General features: G+C 70.3%; 22 protein-coding genes. 15 read left to right on the top strand and 7 right to left on the bottom strand.

Annotated features, from left to right (window positions below; translation table 11 throughout):
- Window positions 1–19: 19 nt before the first annotated feature.
- Both MHY30_RS04815 and MHY30_RS04810 read right to left on the bottom strand, forming a co-directional pair.
- Complete coding sequence (locus MHY30_RS04815; protein WP_275438037.1) at window positions 20–982, bottom strand: serine hydrolase; 963 nt, start codon at window positions 980–982, stop codon at window positions 20–22.
- A 48-nt stretch (window positions 983–1030) separates the two neighbouring features.
- Entirely contained in the window at window positions 1031–3004 is a 1974-nt protein-coding gene (locus MHY30_RS04810) for a M13 family metallopeptidase (RefSeq protein ID WP_239275568.1), read from the bottom strand.
- Window positions 3005–3104: 100 nt separating this feature from the next.
- Between MHY30_RS04810 and MHY30_RS04805 the strand changes: the two genes are divergently transcribed.
- The 3 genes from MHY30_RS04805 to MHY30_RS04795 all read left to right on the top strand — a co-directional run bounded on the left by MHY30_RS04805 (window position 3105) and on the right by MHY30_RS04795 (window position 5431).
- A complete protein-coding gene (locus MHY30_RS04805; protein WP_239275566.1) occupies window positions 3105–4430 on the top strand; it encodes an MATE family efflux transporter in 1326 nt (441 codons plus the stop codon).
- A 65-nt stretch (window positions 4431–4495) separates the two neighbouring features.
- Entirely contained in the window at window positions 4496–5038 is a 543-nt protein-coding gene (locus tag MHY30_RS04800; RefSeq protein WP_239275564.1) for a hypothetical protein, read from the top strand.
- A gap of 51 nt (window positions 5039–5089) precedes the next feature.
- The gene (locus tag MHY30_RS04795) at window positions 5090–5431 is read left to right on the top strand and encodes a hypothetical protein (RefSeq protein WP_239275562.1); all 342 of its coding nucleotides are present in this window, start codon (window positions 5090–5092) and stop codon (window positions 5429–5431) included.
- Here the strand turns inward: MHY30_RS04795 and MHY30_RS04790 are convergent.
- The gene (locus MHY30_RS04790) at window positions 5384–6010 is read right to left on the bottom strand and encodes an RNA methyltransferase (protein WP_239275701.1); all 627 of its coding nucleotides are present in this window, start codon (window positions 6008–6010) and stop codon (window positions 5384–5386) included. The genes MHY30_RS04795 and MHY30_RS04790 overlap by 48 nt on opposite strands.
- A 279-nt stretch (window positions 6011–6289) precedes the next feature.
- Here MHY30_RS04790 and MHY30_RS04785 point away from each other — a divergent pair, with 279 nt between their 5' ends.
- From MHY30_RS04785 to MHY30_RS04770, 4 genes are all read left to right on the top strand, one after another.
- Window positions 6290–7342, top strand: coding sequence for a TerC family protein (locus tag MHY30_RS04785; RefSeq protein ID WP_239275560.1), 1053 nt, complete (start codon window positions 6290–6292; stop codon window positions 7340–7342).
- A gap of 146 nt (window positions 7343–7488) precedes the next feature.
- A complete protein-coding gene (locus MHY30_RS04780; RefSeq protein WP_239275558.1) occupies window positions 7489–8766 on the top strand; it encodes an Nramp family divalent metal transporter in 1278 nt (425 codons plus the stop codon).
- A 9-nt stretch (window positions 8767–8775) separates the two neighbouring features.
- Window positions 8776–9411 carry a metal-dependent transcriptional regulator gene (locus MHY30_RS04775; protein WP_239275556.1) on the top strand — a complete coding sequence of 212 codons (636 nt, stop codon included), beginning with the start codon at window positions 8776–8778 and terminating at the stop codon, window positions 9409–9411.
- Between the two features lie 96 nt (window positions 9412–9507).
- Window positions 9508–9939, top strand: coding sequence for a hypothetical protein (locus MHY30_RS04770; protein WP_239275554.1), 432 nt, complete (start codon window positions 9508–9510; stop codon window positions 9937–9939).
- Here the strand turns inward: MHY30_RS04770 and MHY30_RS04765 are convergent.
- Both MHY30_RS04765 and MHY30_RS04760 read right to left on the bottom strand, forming a co-directional pair.
- Window positions 9888–12383, bottom strand: a complete 2496-nt coding sequence (locus MHY30_RS04765; RefSeq protein WP_239275552.1) for an HAD-IC family P-type ATPase — start codon at window positions 12381–12383, stop codon at window positions 9888–9890. The two genes, MHY30_RS04770 and MHY30_RS04765, sit on opposite strands and share 52 nt — an antisense overlap.
- Window positions 12384–12424: 41 nt before the next feature.
- Window positions 12425–13372, bottom strand: a complete 948-nt coding sequence (locus MHY30_RS04760) for an SDR family NAD(P)-dependent oxidoreductase (RefSeq protein ID WP_239275550.1) — start codon at window positions 13370–13372, stop codon at window positions 12425–12427.
- Window positions 13373–13562: 190 nt separating this feature from the next.
- On the opposite strand from MHY30_RS04760, the gene MHY30_RS04755 reads away from it, so the two are divergent.
- The 4 genes from MHY30_RS04755 (at window position 13563) to MHY30_RS04740 (ending at window position 15389) form a co-directional block, all read left to right on the top strand.
- Entirely contained in the window at window positions 13563–13733 is a 171-nt protein-coding gene (locus MHY30_RS04755; protein ID WP_239275548.1) for a CsbD family protein, read from the top strand.
- A gap of 93 nt (window positions 13734–13826) precedes the next feature.
- On the top strand, window positions 13827–14657 hold the full coding sequence (locus tag MHY30_RS04750) for an HAD-IIA family hydrolase (RefSeq protein ID WP_239275546.1): 831 nt from the start codon (window positions 13827–13829) through the stop codon (window positions 14655–14657).
- A 1-nt stretch (window position 14658) separates the two neighbouring features.
- A complete protein-coding gene (locus tag MHY30_RS15305; RefSeq protein ID WP_239275544.1) occupies window positions 14659–15231 on the top strand; it encodes a YdeI family protein in 573 nt (190 codons plus the stop codon).
- Between the two features lie 17 nt (window positions 15232–15248).
- Window positions 15249–15389 (top strand): hypothetical protein, encoded by a 141-nt coding sequence (locus tag MHY30_RS04740; protein WP_239275542.1) that lies wholly within the window; start codon window positions 15249–15251, stop codon window positions 15387–15389.
- Between the two features lie 181 nt (window positions 15390–15570).
- Here the strand turns inward: MHY30_RS04740 and pyrE are convergent, their stop codons facing one another.
- Window positions 15571–16149, bottom strand: coding sequence for an orotate phosphoribosyltransferase (gene pyrE / locus MHY30_RS04735; protein WP_239275540.1), 579 nt, complete (start codon window positions 16147–16149; stop codon window positions 15571–15573).
- A 79-nt stretch (window positions 16150–16228) separates the two neighbouring features.
- On the opposite strand from pyrE, the gene MHY30_RS04730 reads away from it, so the two are divergent.
- The 4 genes from MHY30_RS04730 (at window position 16229) to MHY30_RS04715 (ending at window position 18909) form a co-directional block, all read left to right on the top strand.
- Window positions 16229–17074 (top strand): exodeoxyribonuclease III, encoded by an 846-nt coding sequence (locus MHY30_RS04730; RefSeq protein ID WP_239275538.1) that lies wholly within the window; start codon window positions 16229–16231, stop codon window positions 17072–17074.
- 81 nt (window positions 17075–17155) lie between these two features.
- Window positions 17156–17389, top strand: a complete 234-nt coding sequence (locus MHY30_RS04725) for a hypothetical protein (RefSeq protein WP_239275536.1) — start codon at window positions 17156–17158, stop codon at window positions 17387–17389.
- A 165-nt stretch (window positions 17390–17554) separates the two neighbouring features.
- A complete protein-coding gene (locus MHY30_RS04720) occupies window positions 17555–17968 on the top strand; it encodes a YciI family protein (RefSeq protein WP_239275534.1) in 414 nt (137 codons plus the stop codon).
- A gap of 11 nt (window positions 17969–17979) precedes the next feature.
- Window positions 17980–18909, top strand: a complete 930-nt coding sequence (locus MHY30_RS04715; RefSeq protein WP_374204589.1) for an RNA polymerase sigma factor — start codon at window positions 17980–17982, stop codon at window positions 18907–18909.
- Window positions 18910–19016: 107 nt separating this feature from the next.
- Here MHY30_RS04715 and MHY30_RS04710 read toward each other — a convergent pair whose 3' ends face one another.
- A complete protein-coding gene (locus MHY30_RS04710) occupies window positions 19017–19589 on the bottom strand; it encodes an NADPH-dependent FMN reductase (protein WP_239275532.1) in 573 nt (190 codons plus the stop codon).
- Window positions 19590–19617: the final 28 nt, after the last annotated feature.

Below are 19617 nucleotides of genomic sequence, written 5' to 3'. Positions count from 1 at the left end.
CGACCCCGACGGACGGCCGTCAGAACACGTACTCCATCAGCTCCACGCCCAGGACGCGGAACGCATCGTGCGCACGGAGCCGGTGCGCGATCGAGAGGTCGTCGAAGTTCACGATCAGGGCGTAGGCGACGCCGGCTCGCGGACCGCCGAGCACACCGGCTTCGGCACGCACGCCCTCGGAACGCCCCGTCTTGTTGACGAACAGCAGCCCGTGCCGGTCGTTCTCGTGCGCGAAGGGATCCAGACCGGTGGCGGATGCCACGAGCGAGAGGTCGTGATTGAGGCTCAGCCACTCGGCCACCTGGGCGCTGACTCCCGCCGACACCACCGTCGAGTTGACGAGCCCCGCGAAGACCGCCGCCATCTCGCGCGCAGTCGACAGTGCGACGTGCGGCGCGTCGTCGGGGCCGCGGTCGTCACGGAACCGGTCGAGCAGCGCGGTGCGCCGCAGGCCCAGCTCTTCGATGCGCGAACGGACCGCCGGTAGCCCCACGCGCTGCAGCAGCGCGTTGGCGGCCAGAGCGTCGCCGGCCGAGGCCGCGAGCACCGCCGCGTCGGCCAGCGGCAGCGCGGGAGCCTTGAGGTGCTGCCACACGCCGCCCGCCGACGCGGAGTGCACGGTGGCGCGGTCGACGATCTCGAGCGCGTCGACCCGCCCCGCCTCGATCGCCGCGGCGACCTCGATCAGCAACGGGACCACACCGAGCCCGGCCACCGGCAGCGTGATGAAGTCGTCGCCCTCCAGCACCGCGGAACCGCCGTCGAGATCGTCGATGCGCACCGACACCTTCGCCCCGGATGCCGCGAGCTCATCGAGCGCGCGGAGCGTCGTCGTGAACGACCGCCGTCCCGCCGCCGCCCGCCGGGGCAGGCGTCGCGGCCCCTTGCGTGCCGAGCCGCGGAGGGCCGGGGCGTCGCGTCGTGACGACTCCACGGGCCCTCCGACGGGCTCGGGTGCGGCAGGCTCGGGAACCGGTGGCATGCCCACGAGCGTGGCTCCTTCCGGGTCAGAAGAGCAACAAACGCCGTCTCACCAGATGGTGACGCGCTGGTCCGCGTCGAGCCACAGGGCGTCGCCCTCGGTGACCTCGAACGCGTCGTAGAACGCGTCGATGTTACGCACGATCTGGTTGCAGCGGAACTCGTTCGGCGAGTGCGGGTCGATCGTCAGGAGCCGGATGGTCTCGGCATCCCGGCCCTTCTGCTGCCAGATCTGCGCCCAGCTCAGGAGGAGCCTCTGGATGCCGCTGTACCCGTCGACCACGGGACCGTCGGCCGGCTCGTCCTCGCCGAGCGACAGCCGGTACGCGCGGAGTGCGATGCCGAGGCCCCCGAGGTCGCCGATGTTCTCGCCGATGGTGAGCGCGCCGTTGACGTGGTGCTCCTCGCTCAGCCCCTGCGGGACGAGCGCCTCGTACTGGGCGATGAGCGCCTTGGTGCGCTCCTCGAACGCCGCGCGGTCGGCATCCGTCCACCAGTCGCGGAGCGACCCGTCGCCGTCGAACCGGCTGCCCTGGTCGTCGAATCCGTGCCCGATCTCGTGGCCGATGACCGCGCCGATGCCGCCGTAGTTCGCGGCGGCGTCGCGTTCGGCGTCGAAGAAGGGGTACTGCAGGATCGCCGCGGGGAACACGATCTCGTTCATCAGCGGGTTGTAGTAGGCGTTGACCGTCTGCGGGGTCATGTACCACTCGTCGCGGTCGATCGGCTGCCCGACCTTCGCGAGCTGCCGGTCGTGCTCCCAGACATGCGCGCGCCGCACGTTGCCGACGAGGTCGGCCGCGTCGATCTCGAGCGCGGAGTAGTCCTTCCACCGCACCGGGTAGCCGATCTTCGGCGTGAACGCGTCGAGCTTGGCGAGAGCCCGCTCGCGCGTCTCGGGTGTCATCCACTCCAGCGACTGGATGGACTCGCGGTACGCCTCGATGAGGTTCTGCACGAGGACGTCCATGGCATCCTTCGCCGCCGGCGGGAAGTGGCGCTCGACGTACACCTTTCCGACGGCCTCGCCGAGCGCGGCTTCGACCAGGCCCACGCCGCGCTTCCACCGCTCCCGGTTGACCGGCACACCGGTGAGCTGCGTGCCGTAGAAGGCGAAGTTCTCGGCCACGAACTCCTCCGAGAGGAACGCGGCGGCGGAGTGCACGACGGCGAACCGCAGCCACGCCTTCCAGTCCTCGAGGCGTTCCTCGACGAGCAGTGCGCCCAGCGCCTCGACGAAGCTCGGCTGGTACACGACGACCTCGGCGAACGCGCCCTCGTGGCCCGGCGCCACCCCCGCCCGCCAGGGCGCCAGGTCGATACCGGCGAGGCCGACCATCTCGTCCCACGTGCGCAGGTTGTAGGTCTTCACCGCGTCGCGACTGTCTTCACGCGACCAGTGGTGTGTCGCGAGCTCGGTCTCGAGCGCGAAGACGCGGTCGGCGGATGCCGCGGGCTCGGCGACCCCGGCGAGGGCGAACATGCGCTCGATGTGCGCGCGGTACGCGGCCCGGGTGTCGGCGAAGTTGTCGAGGCGGTAGTAGCTCTCGTCGGGGAGCGACAGGCCGCCCTGGTAGATCACGGGGACGTACCGGGTCGGGTCGCCCGGATCGGGCTCGACGAACAGGGTCAGGAGGCCGCTCACGCCGTCGCGCTCGAGCTCGCCGACGAGCTCGAGGAACGCGGGGACGTCGGTCACGGCATCGACGCGGGCGAGCTGGTCGGACAGCGGCGCCGCCCCCGACTCCTCGATGCGCGCGGTGTCCATGAAGCTCGCGAACAGGTCACCGATCTTGCGGGCCTCGGTGCCCGGCTCGGCCTGCTGCGACTCCTCCACGATGGTGCGCACGTCCTTCTCGGCCTGTTCGGCGATGAGGTGGAAGCTGCCCCACCGTGCTTTGTCTTCGGGGATCTCTGTGCGCTCCAGCCAGCGGCCGTTCACGTGGCGGAACAGGTCGTCCTGGGGGCGGATCTCGTCGCTCAGTTCTTCGAGCGCGAGACCGGAGCGGGGGGTCTCGGTCATGGAGACAGAATAAAGGCCCCCGCTCGGTGCCGGCTCTGCGCGACGTCCTGGCGCCCGCAGCCCCCCGGCCGGTGTCGGGGGTCCACCGTAGGCTCGGACGGTGACCACCGCACCAGCGAACCTCAACCGCGCGATCGTGCGATTGGCCGTCCCCGCGCTGGGTGCGCTCGTCGCCGAGCCGTTGTTCCTCATCGTCGACGGCGCCATGGTGGGCCACCTCGGCGTGGCACCGCTGGCCGGGCTGGGCATCGCGAGCGCGGTGCTGCACACCGTCGTCGGACTCATGGTGTTCCTCGCCTACGCCACGACCCCCGCGGTCGCTCGGCGGTACGGGGCCGGCGAGTTCGGGCGGGCGGTGTCGGTCGGCATCGACGGCATGTGGTTCGCACTCACGATCGGCGCGGTGCTGGCCCTCGTCGGAGTCCTGGCGACCCCCGCGCTGGTCGACGTGTTCGGGGCTGCCCCCGACGTCGCCGAGAACGCCCGCGTGTATCTGTCGATCTCGATGTGGGGACTCCCGGCGATGCTCGTGGTCTTCGCCGCGACCGGGCTCCTGCGCGGCATGCAGGACACCGTGACGCCCCTGTGGATCGCCGGGGTCGGCTTCGGCGTCAACGCGGTGCTCAACGCGCTGTTCATCTACGGCTTCGGCTGGGGCATCGCCGGCTCGGCGGTGGGCACCGTCGTCGCGCAGTGGGGCATGGTGGGCGCGTACGTCGTGATCGCCACTCGCCTGGCGCGGCGGCACGCGGCATCCTTGCGCCCCGAAGTGGGCGGGCTCCGCGGAACGGCCCGCTCTGGTGGCTGGCTGTTCCTGCGCACTCTGAGCCTGCGAGCGGCGTTTCTCGCCACCGTCGCGGTGGCGACCGGGCTCGGCTCGGCCGAGCTCGCGGGCTGGCAGATCGCCTTCACCATCTTCTCCACCGCGGCCTTCGCGCTCGACGCCCTCGCGATCGCAGCGCAAGCGCTCGTGGGCAAGTCGCTCGGCGCGGGTGACACCACCGGCGCTCGACACGTCCTCTCCCGTACGGTGGCGTGGGGTCTGTGGTTCGGTGTCGCCGTCGGAGCCCTGGTGGCCGCGGCATCCGGGGTCCTCGGGCTCGTCTTCACGGGTGATCCCGAGATCGCCGCCCTCATTCAACCGGCGCTCCTCGTCCTAGCCGTCGCGCAGCCGCTGGCGTCGTTCGTGTTCGTGCTCGACGGCGTCCTCATCGGCGCCGGCGACGCGCGCTACCTCGCGATCGCGGGTGTGCTGAACCTCGTGCCGTACATTCCGGCGCTCGTCCTCGTCGCGCTGCTCGCGGGCGGCGGGGCGGGGGGTCTGGCGTGGCTCGCGGGAGCCTTCTTCGGCGTGTACATGCTGGCGCGTGCCGCCACTCTCGGGCTGCGCGTGCGCGGCCGCTCGTGGATGACGGCCGGCGCGTGACCGTGTCGCGGGGCCGTCTCACCGATGTCCACGCGACTCCCAGGAGCCGCGCGTACCGTGCCGGCATGAGGTCGACGTCCTCGGCCCGCGTGGCCTTTCCCCCCCTGCTCGTCGCGGCGGCGCTCGTTCTCGCGGGGTGCACCTCGACCGGTGCGGCCGCGCCGTCCGACTCGTCCCCCTCGCCGGCGGCACCCCTGCCCCCGAGTACGCCCTCGGCCTCCGCGCCCGAGGCGACGCTCCCCGACGACGCGACCGAGCTCGAGCAGTGGGCGGCGACCGCGCTACCCGAGAACGGCCGGGGCGGCAGCCCCGCCGTCGCGCGCGGTACCGGGAGCGTCGGACCCGCCGGCGCGAGCGTCGACCTCGACCCGGTCGGTGGATCGTGGGACGTCGTCGTCGCCTGCCAGAGCGACACCGGAGCACCCCTTGTGGTCGAGATTGACGGAGTCGCGGGAACCGCGATCGACGTCGCCTGCGGCACCCCCGGGGCGACCGGGGCCGCGCCGACGACCATCCGGTGGGATGCCACGGCCGCCGCCGCACTCCGCGTCGACTCGACCACCGATGCGGTGTTCGCTTACGAGGTGCATCCGCGCGCCGGATCGTAAGTTCCCCGAATCGTCACACGCCCGACACCCGGCATCCCTATCCTGGTTCGCATGCGGGGGCATGTGGCGGCGACGCTGATCGTGCCGGCCGCGCTGATCGTGGCGATGGTCATCTTCTGCGCGGGCGGCTCTTACTTCGTCGAGTACCAGGAGTGGGATGCCACCACCTCGGCGTTCGTCTACCGGACGAGGCCGTTCTCGGGCGTCGTCCTCGGGGGGTCCGTCATCGTCAGCGCCGCCGTTCTTTTCGGGGCGGCGCTCCTGCTGCTGCGAACGGGCCGCGTCCACGGCTCGCCGGCGGTCGACGAGTGCCCGGAGCGCGTGGCCCGTTTCGAGCAGCTCGGGTCAAGCCCAGCGCCGGCACCACTCGTACATGACGACCGCGGCCGCTGACGCCGCATTGATCGAGCGCGTCGAACCGTACTGGGTGATCTCGACCACACCGGTCGCCGCGGCGAGCGCCTCGGCGGAGAGCCCGGGACCTTCCTGACCGAAGAGCAGGACGCAGGCCCGGGGCAGCTCGGCCCGATCCACCGGCACCGACCCGTCGACGTTGTCGATCGCGAGAACCGGCAGCCCCTCTCCGCGCGCCCACGCGGCGAAGGCCGCGACATCCTCGTGATGACGGACGTGCTGGTAGCGGTCGGTCACCATCGCTCCGCGTCGATTCCAGCGCCGCTTCCCGATGATGTGCACCTCTGCCGCGAGGAACGCATTGGCGCTGCGAACGATCGATCCGATGTTGAGATCGTGCTGCCAGTTCTCGATAGCGACATGGAAGGGATGCCGCCGAGCGTCGAGATCGGCGACGATCGCTTCCATGGTCCAGTAGCGGTAGGCGTCGACGACGTTGCGACGGTCACCCTCGGCCAACAGCTCCCGGTCGTAACGCGGATCATCGGGCCACGCTTCCGGTCCGCCGGGCCACGGCCCGACGCCGTGCAGGGGTGCGGGGGAAGCCTCGACCGGGATCGAGGTGTCCGACGTTGCGTCTTCTGCGCCGTTCGGGGTCGCGCCCGGATGTGCGGGAGTCGCGTCGGCCGGGGTCACCCGTTCAGGCTATCCGTCCGGTAGCTGTGACCCTCCTCCACGTCGTGGCGCGCGCGTTGACATGGCCGCGTGCGTCGTGGTGCAATCCCTCTCGAAGGGGAGTAATCCCGGCTTCGCATCGTCAATACGAACTCGAGGGAGTTCCGGTGCGAGGCGGCCGCAGGCCGATGAGACCTTCACGATTTCGTGGAGGTTTTTTTCATGAGTGTTCCGCTGTGGGCGTGGTTCGCCGTTCTGGGCGTCATCCTGGCGATGCTCGTCATCGACCTGGTGGCGCATCGGAAGGCACACGTCATCGCCGTCCGTGAGGCGGCGGCGTGGTCTGTCGTCTGGGTCGCGCTCGGTGTGGCCTTCGGCGTCCTCGTGTGGACGGTGTGGGGCGCGGAGTTTGGGCAGCAGTACTTCGCCGGCTACCTGATCGAGAAGTCGCTGGCCGTGGACAACGTGTTCGTCTGGGCGATCATCTTCGCCGCGTTCAGCGTGCCCCGCGAGTACCAGCACCGCGTGCTGTTCCTCGGTGTCCTGGGGGCGCTGGTCTTCCGTGGCATCTTCATCGCCGCCGGCGCGGCCCTCATCGAGAACTTCTCGTGGGTGCTGTACGTGTTCGCCGCGTTCCTGATCTACACCGGGTGGCGCATGTTCCGCTCCCGGAACGAGCACGTGCATCCCGAGCGTTCCCGCGTCCTCGCGGTGTTCCGGCGGTTCGTTCCCATGACCGACGCCTATCACGGGCAGAAGTTCCTGGTCCGCAAAGCCGGCGTCGTCGTGGCTACGCCCCTGCTGGCCGTGCTCGTGCTGGTGGAGATCACCGACATCGTGTTCGCGGTCGACTCCATCCCGGCGATCTTCGCGGTGACGTCGGAGCCGTTCCTCGTCTTCACCGCCAACGCCTTCGCCATCCTCGGACTCCGGGCGATGTACTTCCTCCTCGCCGACCTCATCCACCGGTTCGTGTACCTGAAGGTGGGGCTCGCGTTCGTGCTCATCTGGGTCGGGATCAAGATGCTGCTCCTGGACGTGCTCTACATCCCGACGACCGTGAGCCTGGCGGTGGTGGCGAGCATCATCACCGTCTCGATCGTCGCGAGCCTCCGAGCCACGCGCGGGCAGGGTCGCCGCGAGGTGACGACCGCGGCGGCCGGGTCGTTCCGGGTCGCGACCGACGAGGAGATGGCGGCGGTCGAGCCCGTATTCCGTCGACGCCGAGTCGCAGCTTCCGAGGGCAGCCGCGGCACAGGCACCGATCACCGCTGAGACCGCCCGGTCGGCCCGCCCGTCCCCTTGCCCTGGGCGGGTCGACCGGGTCGTGACGTCCGTCCGCGATTGGGGTCATGTCCACCCCCACGCGCGGCCGGACGTCAGCGCTTTTCGGCCCGCCGAAAAATCGGTAGGGTTTCGGCATGCCGAAAACTCTCGAGGTCGCCCCGCCTCGCCGCAGCACCGGGCGCGCACTGTGGTTGTTGGGCCCGGCGATGGTCGCCGGGGTGGCCTACCTCGACCCGGGGAACGTCGCGAGCAACATGACCGCCGGCGCCGTGTTCGGGTACCTGCTGGTGTGGGTCGTCGTGCTCGGCAACGTCATGGCGTGGCTGATCCAGTACCTCTCGGCCAAGCTCGGGATCGTCACGGGCGAAAGCCTCCCCCAGGTGCTGGGCAGGCGCATCCGGCGGCCCTGGGCGCGGAGGGCGTACTGGCTGCAAGCCGAACTCGTGGCGATGGCCACCGATGTCGCCGAGGTCATCGGCGGCGCCGTCGCACTGCATCTGCTGTTCGGCATCCCGCTGCTGTGGGGTGGCGCGATCACCGGGGTCGTCTCGATGGGCTTGCTCGTGGTGCAATCGCGGCGGGGCGCCCGTGCCTTCGAGACGGTCCTGATCGGCCTGCTCCTGATCATCGCGGTCGGGTTCACCGCCGGGCTGTTCCTGGCCCCGCCCGATCCCGGCGGCGTGGTCTCGGGACTCGTTCCGCGGTTCGAGGGCTCCACGTCGGTCCTCTTGGCCGCATCGATCCTCGGCGCCACGATCATGCCGCACGCCATCTACGCGCACTCGGCCCTGAGCCGCGACCGCTTCGCGCCGCCGCAGCCGAGCACGCCCGAGAACCTCGAGGCCGCGCGCGGCCTGTCGACCCCGCGACTGCTCCGGGCCACGCGATGGGATGTCACGATCGCGCTCGCCGTCGCCGGCACGGTCAATCTCGCGATCCTCCTGCTGGCCGCGGCGAATCTCACGGGCGTCAGCGGCACCGACAGCCTCGAGGGCGCCTACGCGGCTCTTCGCGACGGCCTCGGACCGTTGGTTGCGACGCTGTTCGCGGTGGGTCTGCTGGCCAGCGGCCTGGCCTCGACCTCGGTGGGCGCGTACGCGGGTGCCGAGATCATGCACGGTCTCCTTCGGATCCGGGTGCCGCTGCTCGCGCGGCGCCTGGTCACCCTGGTCCCCGCGCTCCTCATCCTCGGCCTCGGCATCGACCCCACGCTCGCCCTGGTCCTGAGCCAAGTCGTCCTGTCGTTCGGCATCCCCTTCGCTCTCGTGCCGCTGGTGGCGCTCACGGCCCGACGGGACGTCCTGGGCACCTATCGCAACCGCGCGGTGACGACCGCGGCGGGCGTGGCGGCGTCGGTGTTCCTCATCTCGCTGAATGCCGTTCTCCTGTGGCTGGTGTTCACCGGCGGTTAGGCTGAACGCGTGGAATCGCCCGTGGCCGACGACTATCTCAAGGCCATCTACCACCACACGGAGTGGCAGGACGACCCGATCACGCCGTCGCAGCTGGCCGCGGTGCTCGGCCTCGCCCCCTCGAGCGTCACCGAGATGGTCAAGAAGCTCGCGGCACAGGGGCTCGTCAGCCACCGGCCCTACGGTCCCGTGTCGCTCACCGCTGCCGGCCAGCGTCGGGCCGCCTCGGTCATCCGCCGTCACCGACTCATCGAGACGTGGCTCGTGCGTGAGTTCCGCTACACGTGGGACGAGGTGCACGACGAGGCCGACCTGCTCGAGCATTCGCTCAGCGACCGACTCCTGGAGGGCATCGACGAGCGACTCGGACGCCCCCGGTTCGACCCCCACGGTGATGCGATCCCGGATGCCACCGGCGCGGTGCACCGCGAACCCTTCGTGCTCCTCGCCGATGCGGCATCCGGTCATTCGGGTCGCGTGCTGCGCGTGAGCGACCGCGATCCCGCGCTGCTGCGCGCCCTGGTCGACCGGCGCATCGACGTCGGCCACGAGCTCGAGGTCGTCTCGCGCGACGTGGTGCGCGCAGACGGCGTCGAGGTGACGCTGCCCGACGGTGCGGGCGGCTCGGTCTGGCTCACGCGCTGAGCCGGGATTCCGCGCGCGGTCGCCTTCCCCCGCTCTGGACGCGGCCGTTACGCTGGCCCCCATCGGCTCCCGCGAGCCGCCGAGCATGAGGCAGCCATGACCCCCACCGTTGATCTCCGCCGACCCCTCCCCGTCACCGTCGCGGTGGTCCTCGTCTACGTCGGCGGGCTCGCGAACACCGCTCTCGGCGTGCTGGTGCTCCTCGCCCGATACGAGGTGGATGCCACGGACGTTCTCGCCGTCTCGCTCGTCGGGGCCGCGACCATCCTGCTGGGTCTGCTCACGGTCGCCGGAGGGTCGTCGCTCGCACGAGGCAGTCGCCTCGCGCGGAACCTCCTGACCGCCTACCTGACGCTCCTCGTGGTCCTGCAGATTCTGGCGGTCGCGCTGACCGAGCTCGACCCCACGATCGCGGTGGCCCTGCTCGCGGCGGTCGTCGTCATCGCCGCCGTCTGGATCCCCCCGGCGGCGCGACGCTACTTCGCTCGCACCGCCCCGGCCGCGTCGGATCCATCGCCGATCGCCTGAGACGACGGGCCGCTCCGCGCCGTCGCATCGGCCGCCCGCAGCGTGCGACGCACGAACCGGCGGTGCACGAATCGCACGATCTCGATCGCCCCGACGGCCGAGATGACGACACCGGTGACGAGCCAGGCACCCTCCTCGCCCGGATCGCGCAGCTGGAAGAACTCCCCGAGCGCGGGGATCGTGAAGATCGCCGTCAGAGCGACGAACATCGCGCCGATCACGAGGACCTTGACGCGCGTCACCGGCCGCGAGAGCACCGTGAGCACCCAGATGGCGACGATCGCGAGGATGATCGTCGCGCCCGTACGCAACTGCTCGACACTCAACCCGAGCGCCATCGCGGCGCGCGTGTACAGGGTCAGCGCGATCGCGATGACGAGCCCGGCCGGAATCGCGAAACTCAGCGATCGCCGGAGGAATCCGGGCACGTAACGCTGCGTGTTCGGCAGCAGCGCGAGGAAGAATGCCGGGATGCCGATCGTGAGGCCGTCGGTGATCGACAACTGCCGCGGCAGGAACGGGAACTCCATGACGAGTGCGCCGAACAGCACGGCGAGCCCGGTCGCGTAGGCCGTCTTGGTGAGGAACAGCATCGAGACGCGCTCGATGTTGGCGATGACCTGGCGCCCCTCGGCGACGACCGAGGGGAGATGCGAGAACCGTCCGTCGAGCAGCACGAGCCGGGCGACCGCCTTCGTGGCCGCCGCGCCGGAGTTCATGGCGATGCCGATGTCGGCGGTCTTGATGGCCAGGGCGTCGTTGACGCCGTCGCCGGTCATGGCCACCACGTGTCCGCGCGCCTGCAGGGCCGTCACCATGCGCTTCTTCTGGTCGGGCGTGACACGGCCGAACACCGTGTACTCCTCGAGGACGCGGCCCAGGGCGTCGTCGTCGTCCGGCAGGCCGCGCGCGTCGTACCCCTCGTCGACGTCGAGCCCGACCTCGCGCGCGATCGCGGCGACGGTGCGGGGGTTGTCGCCCGAGATGACGCGCACGGCCACACCCTGCGCCCGGAAGTAGGCGAGCGCCTCCGCGGCATCCGGGCGCACCGCCTCCACGAAGGTCAGCACGGCGACCGGGACCGCACCCTCCGGAAAGCGCTCCGCCGCGACGTCGGTGTCGTCGAGATCGGCGGCGGCGTGGGCGAGTACCAGCGTGCGACGCCCAGATGACGCCAAACGCGTCACGGCTGCGCCGAGCTCGCTCGTGGCATCCGCCGCGGTGTCGCCGAACACCATCTCGGGAGCTCCGAGCACCCAGGTGCCGCCGGGCGCCCCCGTGAACGAGACCGCGCTCCACTTGCGCGCGGAGGAGAACGGGATGCGCTGTGCCGCCGTCAGCGGGGCGGTGACGGGGAAAGGGTCACGCAGGCACTGGGCGGTCGCGTTCGCGTCGTCCGCGGCGCCGTACCAGGCCAGGGCATCGCGCCAGCCGCCGATGGACTGCAGCTCGAGCGCGGCATCGAAACGGATCTCGCCGGCCGTCAGCGTCCCGGTCTTGTCGAGGCAGATGACGTCGACCCGCGCGAGGCCCTCGACGGCCGGCAGCTCGTTGACGAGGACTTTCTTGCGCGCCAGGCGCGCCGCACCGACCGCGAACGCGATCGACGTCATGAGCACGAGACCGAGCGGGATCATCGCGGTGAGCGCGGCGATCGTGTTCACCACCGCCTGCGACCACGTGCGCTGCTCCCACGCCTGCACCCATCCCCCGGCGACCATCATCTGCGCGTTCAGGACGAGCAGCCCGATCGGCCCGATCCCCCATCCGACCCAGCGCAGCACGCGGTCGATGGACGTGCGCAGTTCGCTCGAGACGAGCTGGAACCTCTTGGCCTCGCTGGCGAAGGCGTTGGCGTACGACTCGGCCCCGACGCGGGTGGCGCGGGCCGTCCCCTCGCCCGCGACGACGATCGACCCCGACAGCGCCTCGTCGCCCGGCCTCTTGTCGACGGCATCCGATTCGCCCGTCAGCATCGACTCATCGGTCTGCAGCGCCCGGGAATCGACGACGACCGCGTCGGCGGGCACCTGATCGCCCGCGCGCAGGACGAGCAGATCGTCGCGGACGACGTCGGCGGGAGCGATCTCGGCGTCGACGCCGTCGCGCCGCACGCGCGCCCGCGGAGCGTTCAGCAGCGCGAGGCGGTCGAGCGCGGCCTTCGCGCGAAACTCCTGCACGCACCCGATGACGGCGTTCGACAACGCGGCGACGCCGAACAGCGCGTCCTGCCAGCGGCCGAGGAGGAGCAGCACGAGGAAGCAGGCACCGACGATGCCGTTGAACAGCGTGAAGACGTTGGCGCGGACGATGTTCCACGCCGAACGGCTGCTGTCGGCGGTGAAGGCGTTCGTCTGCCCCGCGGCGACCCGCTCGGCGACGGCGGCGGCCGACAGCCCGCGCGCATCGTCGGCGTCGAGCCCGTGGACGATCGTCTGGTCCATGCGATCACTGTAGGGGGAGATCGCGACATCGCCCGGGCGGTTCAGGATGCCGTGCGGCGCACCCTCTCGAACGGCCACCGGACGTGCGTCCCGGTCTCGCACGCGCGCCACAGATCGGCCCCGAGAGCACTGTCGCGCGTCCGACGCGCGGGCGTCGCCGAGCGAGGGCCACCGCGCGCCACGAGCGCCGGGCCGTACATCGATCCGCCCTCGGCGAGGGGGTCGACCAGCGCCCGCACGAGTGCCCAGGCCCCCTCGTCCTTGGACTGGGTGAACGGGGCCTGGAGGTTGTCGACGAAACGCGTGAGACGCGTCGGCTCGTTGACGCCCCGGATGCCGCGGGTCCTCCCGCTCGTGGAGTAGCCCGGGTGCGCGACGAGGCTTTCGACCGGAACGCTGTGCGCGCGAAGGCGCCGATCCGCCTCGAGGGCCAGGGCCGTCGTGGCGGCCTTGGATTGCACGTACGCCCGCCACGGGGTGTAGCCCTCGCGGAGTTCCGGGTCTGTGGGCACGTGCGTCCAGATTGACGTCGACATGCTGCCCACCCACACCATGCGGCCGCGCGCCGAGGCCAGGGGCTTGAGCAGTTCGCCGGCCAAGGCGAAGTGGCCGAGGACGTTGGTGGCGAAGACTTTCTCGTGACCGCCGGCGAGCTCCCGCGTCTTCGGAGGGTGCACGATTCCCGCGTTCATCAGGAGTCCGTGCAGACGACCGCGCGCACGGACGGTCGCGGCGGCCGCGCGCACCGACCCGAGGTTGCTGGTGTCGAGCAGGAGCGTCTCGACCGAGGCATCCGGATGCGTCCGCTTGACCGCTGCTTTGGCGGTGACGAGGCGGTTCGGGTTGCGTCCGGTCAGGAACACGTGAGCGCCGGCACCGGCGAGCTGTTCGCAGGAGAAGTACCCCAGCCCCCGAGTGGCCCCGGTCACCAGGTACGACCTCCCGGAGAGGTCGGGGAGGTTCCGGGGGTCCCACTCGTCGCGCGCCACTCTACGACCCTAACGAGATCGCTCTCCGCCGTCACGGGCGCATTCCCGATGCGGAATATCGATCTCGTGAAGTTTTTCGCGCGGCGGCGTGACGAAAGGCGTTCGACACGCGTCTGAGAGATGAGAACACCGACGCCGCCACGGCGACACCGCCCGGCGCGACGTCTGCATTCACGAGAGGAAACGGATCATGGGTCTCGACGACAAGATCAAGAACGCCGCCCAGGACATCACGGGCAAGGCGAAGGAAGCGATCGGCAACGCCACCGACAACGACAAGCTCGTCGCCGAGGGCAAGGCCGACCAGGCCAAGGCCGATGCGAAGAAGGCCGGCGAGAACGTCAAGGACGCGTTCAAGTAAGCACGCGCGAAGCGGGCCGCGGCTCCGCAGGCCGCGGCCCGCTCTCCTGGTCTTCCTCGTGGCCGTGTCGGCCCCCGGGGATAGGCTGAGCCCATGCGAACCCGGGGCGACATCGAGTGCTGGCTCACCGACATGGACGGCGTGCTCGTTCATGAGAACACGCCGATTCCCGGCGCCTCCGAGCTGCTCGCGCAGTGGCGGGCGGAGGGCACGCCGTTCCTCGTGCTCACCAACAACTCGATCTTCACGCCGCGCGATCTCAGCGCCCGGCTGAGGGCCTCGGGGCTGGTCGTACCCGAGTCCTCGATCTGGACCTCGGCCCTGGCGACCGCCGACTTCCTGCGGTCGCAGATGCCCGGCGGCTCCGCATTCGTCATCGGTGAGGCGGGTCTGACCACCGCCCTGCACGAGGCGGGCTTCATCATGACCGAGACGGCTCCCGATTACGTCGTCGTCGGCGAGACGCGCAACTACTCCTTCGAGGCCATCACGAAGGCGATCCGGTTCATCCGCGACGGCGCGCGCTTCATCGCGACGAATCCGGATGCCACGGGCCCGTCGACCGAAGGGGTCCTGCCCGCGACCGGTGCGATCGCCGCGCTCATCACCAAGGCGACCAACAAAGAGCCCTACATCGTGGGGAAACCGAACCCCATGATGTTCCGCTCGGCTCTGAACCGGATCGGAGCGCACTCCGAGAACACCGGCATGATCGGCGACCGCATGGACACCGACATCGTGGCCGGCATCGAGGCCGGGCTGCACACCGTGCTCGTGATGACCGGCATCAGCGATCAGCGTGAGATCGAGAAGTACCCCTTCCGTCCGGACGAGATCCTCTCCTCCGTCGCCGAGCTCGTGCGCGACGAGCCCGTCGAGACCGACCTCGCCGACGGCGAAGAGGGTCTCGCGGAAGGCCTGTGACGTGGGTGCGCTCGACGACGGGGTGAAGGTCGCGGCGGTCGACGCTGCGGAATGGGGCCGCTGGCTCGAAGAGAACCACACCGTGTCGAAGGGCGCGTGGCTGCTGCGCGGCCGAGGTTCCGACGCCGGGCGTTACGTCGCCTACGAAGACGCCATCTGCGAGGCGCTGTGCTTCGGCTGGATCGACGGACCGGTGCGCGTGTTCGACGAGGTCAGCTCGGGGTTGTGGTTCGCGCCCCGGCGCCCGACGAGCGGGTGGGCCGCGACCAACAAGGCCCGCATCGCCCGGCTCGAGGCCGAGGGTCGGCTCCGCCCAGCCGGCATCCGCGCCCTCGAGGTCGCCCGCGCCAACGGCGCCTGGGAGGTGCTCGACGGGCCCGAGGCGGGCATCGAGCCACCGGAACTCACCGCGGCTCTCGACGCCGTTCCGGCCGCACGCGCCAACTGGGACGCGTTTCCCCCCTCGAGCCGCAAATTCGGACTGACCCAGATCGCGATGGCGGTGCGACCGCAGACGCGCGAGGCGCGCATCGCGAAGATCGTGGCCGACGCCGCCGCCGGTAAGCGCCCCTGACCCTCGAGGACCCCCGCATGGACGACCGCACACTCTGGCTTCTCACGGCGTTTCTCATCACCGCCGGAACGCTCGTAGCGTTCCTCGTGCAGTGGCGACGCTCCCGGCGCAACGGAGGCCGCGACCCGTTCGACGGCCCCGGCGACGGCACCGACTGACCCCGGCACGGCCGGGCGGGCGGCATCCGGCCCTCATCGCGAGAACGGTGACTAACCACGTTGCCCGATGGCGACATCCGACCCGTATCGCGAAAACAGGGAACACCACGAGAACAGGTCGATCAGAGCCGAGACGGCCTGTTCTCAGGGAATCGCCTGTTCTCGGAACGGCCGCGAGGAGTTACTGCGGCTGCAGTCCGAGGTCGTCGAGGTCGATGGATGCCAGCCACTGCAGGCCTTCGGCCTCGATCGCGGCCTGCGCTCCCGTCTTCCGGTCGACGATGACGGCGACCGCGACGACCTCGGCACCTTCACGACGGAGGGCCTCGACGGCCTTGAGAGCCGACTGGCCTGTCGTCGACGTGTCCTCCACGACGACGACGCGCTTCCCCTTCACGTCGGCGCCTTCGATCTGGCGTCCGCGACCGTGGTCCTTGGGCTCCTTACGCACGACGAACGCATCGAGCGGGCGGCCCGCGTGCACCGACTCGTGCATGACGGCGTTGGCGATGGGGTCGGCACCGAGCGTGAGTCCGCCGACGGCGACCACGCCGTCGAGGTCCTTCACCAGGTCGAGGACCAGCCGCCCGATCGCGGGGGCGGCGCGGTGATCGAGGGTGAGCTTGCGCATGTCGACGTAGTACGTCGCCTTCTTCCCGCTCGAGAGCGTGAAGTCGCCGTGGAACACCGCCTCGTCGGAGATCAGGCCGATGAGGGCCTGGCGGTCGGCTTCGAGCTCGGGCGTGGAGGCGGCGGTCACGGCGACGAGTCTATTGCGCCGGCAGCGGGACACCCCGGGAGGGACGGCGGTGTCGGCGGCCGAAAGTAGGCTGGATGCCATGCGCCTGGCCACCTGGAACGTCAACTCCATCCGCGCCCGCGTCGCCCGCACCGTCGAATTCGCCGTGCGCGAGCACATCGACGTGCTGGCGATGCAGGAGATCAAGTGCAAGACGGAGCAGTTCCCGTACGCCGCGTTCGAAGAGGCCGGGTACCACGTCGTCGCGCACGGGCTGAACCAGTGGAACGGCGTCGCGATCGCCAGCCGTGAGCCGATCGAAGACGTCGAGATCGGCTTCCCCGGCATGCCCGGGTTCGAGAAGGGCAAGGAAGGCCCCGACCTGCCGAAAGAGGCGCGCGCGCTCGGCGCGACCATCGACGGGGTCCGGGTGTGGAGCCTGTACGTCCCGAACGGCCGCGGGCTAGACGACCCCCACTACCGCTACAAGCTCGACTGGATCGACGCCTTGCGTCGCCACACGGAAGACACCCTCGCGGCGGATCCCCGCCTTCCGCTCGCCCTGACCGGTGACTTCAACATCGCCCCGACGGATGCCGACAACGGCGACCCCACGGTCATCGAGGGCGTGACCACGCACGTCTCGCCGCCCGAGCGCGCCGCCTTCACGGCGTTCGAATCCGCCGGACTCGCCGATGTCGTGCGCCCGCTGGTCCCCACGGGCTACACGTACTGGGACTACAAGCAGCTCCGCTTCCCCCGCAACGAGGGGCTGCGCATCGACTTCATCCTCGGCTCTCCGGCGTTCGCCGATGCCGTCCAGGGCGCCGAGATCCACCGCAACGAACGCAAGGGCGAGGCGCCGAGCGACCACGTCCCCGTCGTCGCCGACCTCGACCTCTCGCGCGGGGAAGTCGACGACGACCTCCCGATGATCTTCGGCTGACGGCATCCCTCTTCTCCGTCGCACGGGGGAGGCGCGGCAGCGGCGGTGTTCGTAGGCTCTGAGCGATGAAGGAGGTGCTCCATGGCATCGACCAAGGATCCCCACGGATCGACCGCCGTCGGGTATTTCGTCGCGGCCGTGTTCGTGCTGACCCTCCCGAACCTGCTGTTCCCCGAGGTGCATCTGGCCCTGCGGGTCGCGTTCCTCGCGGCCGGCCTCGCGTTCATGGCCGTCGGGTTCGTACAGCTCCGTCGCGAGACCGCTGCGCGAAACCGGCGAGCCGACGGTGGAGGCTCCGACCCCGGAGACGAGTGATCGGATCCGGGTTTCGACGGCGCGGTGTCGCGGATGATCCGCGAGTGACGGCATCCCGGAAACTTCCCCGACGCCCTGTCGATTCCGCCCGCCGCCGTTCGACGCGATAGTAGGGGCAAGCATCCGCTCCCCCGGAATCCACGTCAGCAGGGAAGAGAAGAGACCATGACGAAGTACATGCTGATCATGCGCGGCACCGACGAGGCGTACGCCGCGTACAAGCAGATCCCGTTCGAGCAGGTCATCAACGAGATGGGTGCCTACAACGAGGCGATGATGACGGCCGGCGTGCTCGTCGCCGGCGACGGCCTCGCCGAGGACATGAGCCAGAACTTCGTCGTCGAGTTCGGCGGCGAGGAGCCCGTGGTCACCGACGGCCCCTACGGCGAGACGCACGAACTGTTCAACGGCTTCTGGATCATCGAGGTGTCGTCGCGGGACGAGGCGATCGAGTGGGCGCGACGCGCGCCGCTGATCGCCGGCAACAAGCTCGAGGTGCGCCGGGTGACCGACGAGACCGACTTCGCGGCGTTCGCCGACAACGAGTACATCCAGAAGGAAGAGGGCTGGCGCGAGTAGCAGTCCGCGCGGTGACCTCCGACCCCGACCTCCCGCGCCGCGTCGCGGCGATCTGGCGCATCGAAGGTGCCCGGATCGTCGCGACGCCGGCTCGCGTCGTCGGCGGCCTCGACATCGAGGCGATCGCACGGATGTTTCTCGTGTCCGTCCCCACGATGCAGCAGCGGATCGTCCGCGCCAAGAAGGCGCTGAGCGCGGCGCGCGTCCCCTTCGCGGTGCCCGAGCCCGCCGAGTGGCCCGCGCGGCGCAGAGCGGTCCTCACCGTCGTCTACCTCATCTTCACCGAGCGCTACGTCGCGAGCACGGGCGACGCCGTCCTGCGGACCGAACTGGCCCACGAGGCGCTGCGCCTCGGCCGCGTCCTCGATCGGCTGCTCCCCCGTGAGCCGGAGGTGCTCGGCCTGTCCGCGCTGATGGAGTTCCAGGCATCCCGATTCGCCGCCCGCGTCGACGCGAACGGGGATCCCGTGCTCCTCGCCGACCAGGACCGCCGGCGCTGGGACCGCTCGGCGATCGCTCGCGGACGCGAACTCCTCGAACGCGCTGACGCCCTCGGCAAGGGGCGTGGTCCCTATCAGCTGCAAGCCGCGATCACGTTGTGTCACGCGGAGGCCGCGAGCGTCGAGACCACGGATTGGGACCGCATCGTGTTGCTGTACGAGCTACTCGGCCGCATCACCGCGAACCCCGTCGTCGAGCTGAATCGTGCGGGTGCCGTGTCGATGGCATCCGGCCCCGAGGAGGGCCTCGCGATCGTGGACGCGATGGATGCCACGGGCCTCGGCGGCTCGCACCTGCTGCCCTCGGTACGCGGCGAGCTGCTCGCGCGCCTGGGACGCATCGAGGACGCCCGCGCCCAGTTGCTCGCCGCCGCGACGCTCACGCGCAACAAGCGAGAGGCCACGCTGCTGCGTCGAAAGGCCGACGCGCTCGGCGGTTGACCCGACGCGGTCGTTCGGCCCCGCGTTTGGGGCGCGTTCTCCGCCGTGGGGCGTGAAAAAACACGCCCCAGAACGCGAAACGCGCCCCAAACCGGGAAGGCGCAGCGTCAGGCCGCGGGAACCTCGGCGGGTGCCGTGCGTCGCACCAGCGTCACGAGCGCCTCGATGATCGAGCGGAGGAACGCCGCGGTCGACTCGTCGGTGACAGTGCCGTCGTCCTCGAACAGACCGGGCGTGGACTGGATGTAGCCCTCGGGCTGACCGAGAACGAGAGCGTTGTAGTGCAGGAGCACCGAGCGCAGGTGCTGCTGCCCGGCCGCGGTGGCGATTCCGCCCTGCGAGGTGCCGACGACGGCGGTGGGCTTGTCGTTGAACGAGGCCTCACCGTACGGGCGGGCGGACCAGTCGAGGGCGTTCTTGAGGACGCCGGGGATCGAGCGGCTGTACTCGGGGGTGACGATGATGACGCCGTCGGCGTCCTCGATCGCGCTCTTGAACTCCTGCGCGACCGGGGGGAAGTTGCCGTCGTAGTCGGGCGAGTAGAACGGCAGCTCCTTGATCGGGATCTCCTTCAGGGTCACGCCCTCGGGCGCCACCTTCTCGAGCGCCTTCGCCAAACGGCGGTTGATCGAGGTGCTGGAGATGCTTCCGACGATGTAGCCGATCGTGTACTCGGTCACGATGTTCCTCTCTGGGACGACGAGGGCG

This window comes from Microbacterium sp. ACRRU (genome assembly GCF_022346945.1).
GTDB lineage: Bacteria > Actinomycetota > Actinomycetes > Actinomycetales > Microbacteriaceae > Microbacterium > Microbacterium mcarthurae.
This window is presented reverse-complemented; position numbering and strand designations above follow the sequence as displayed.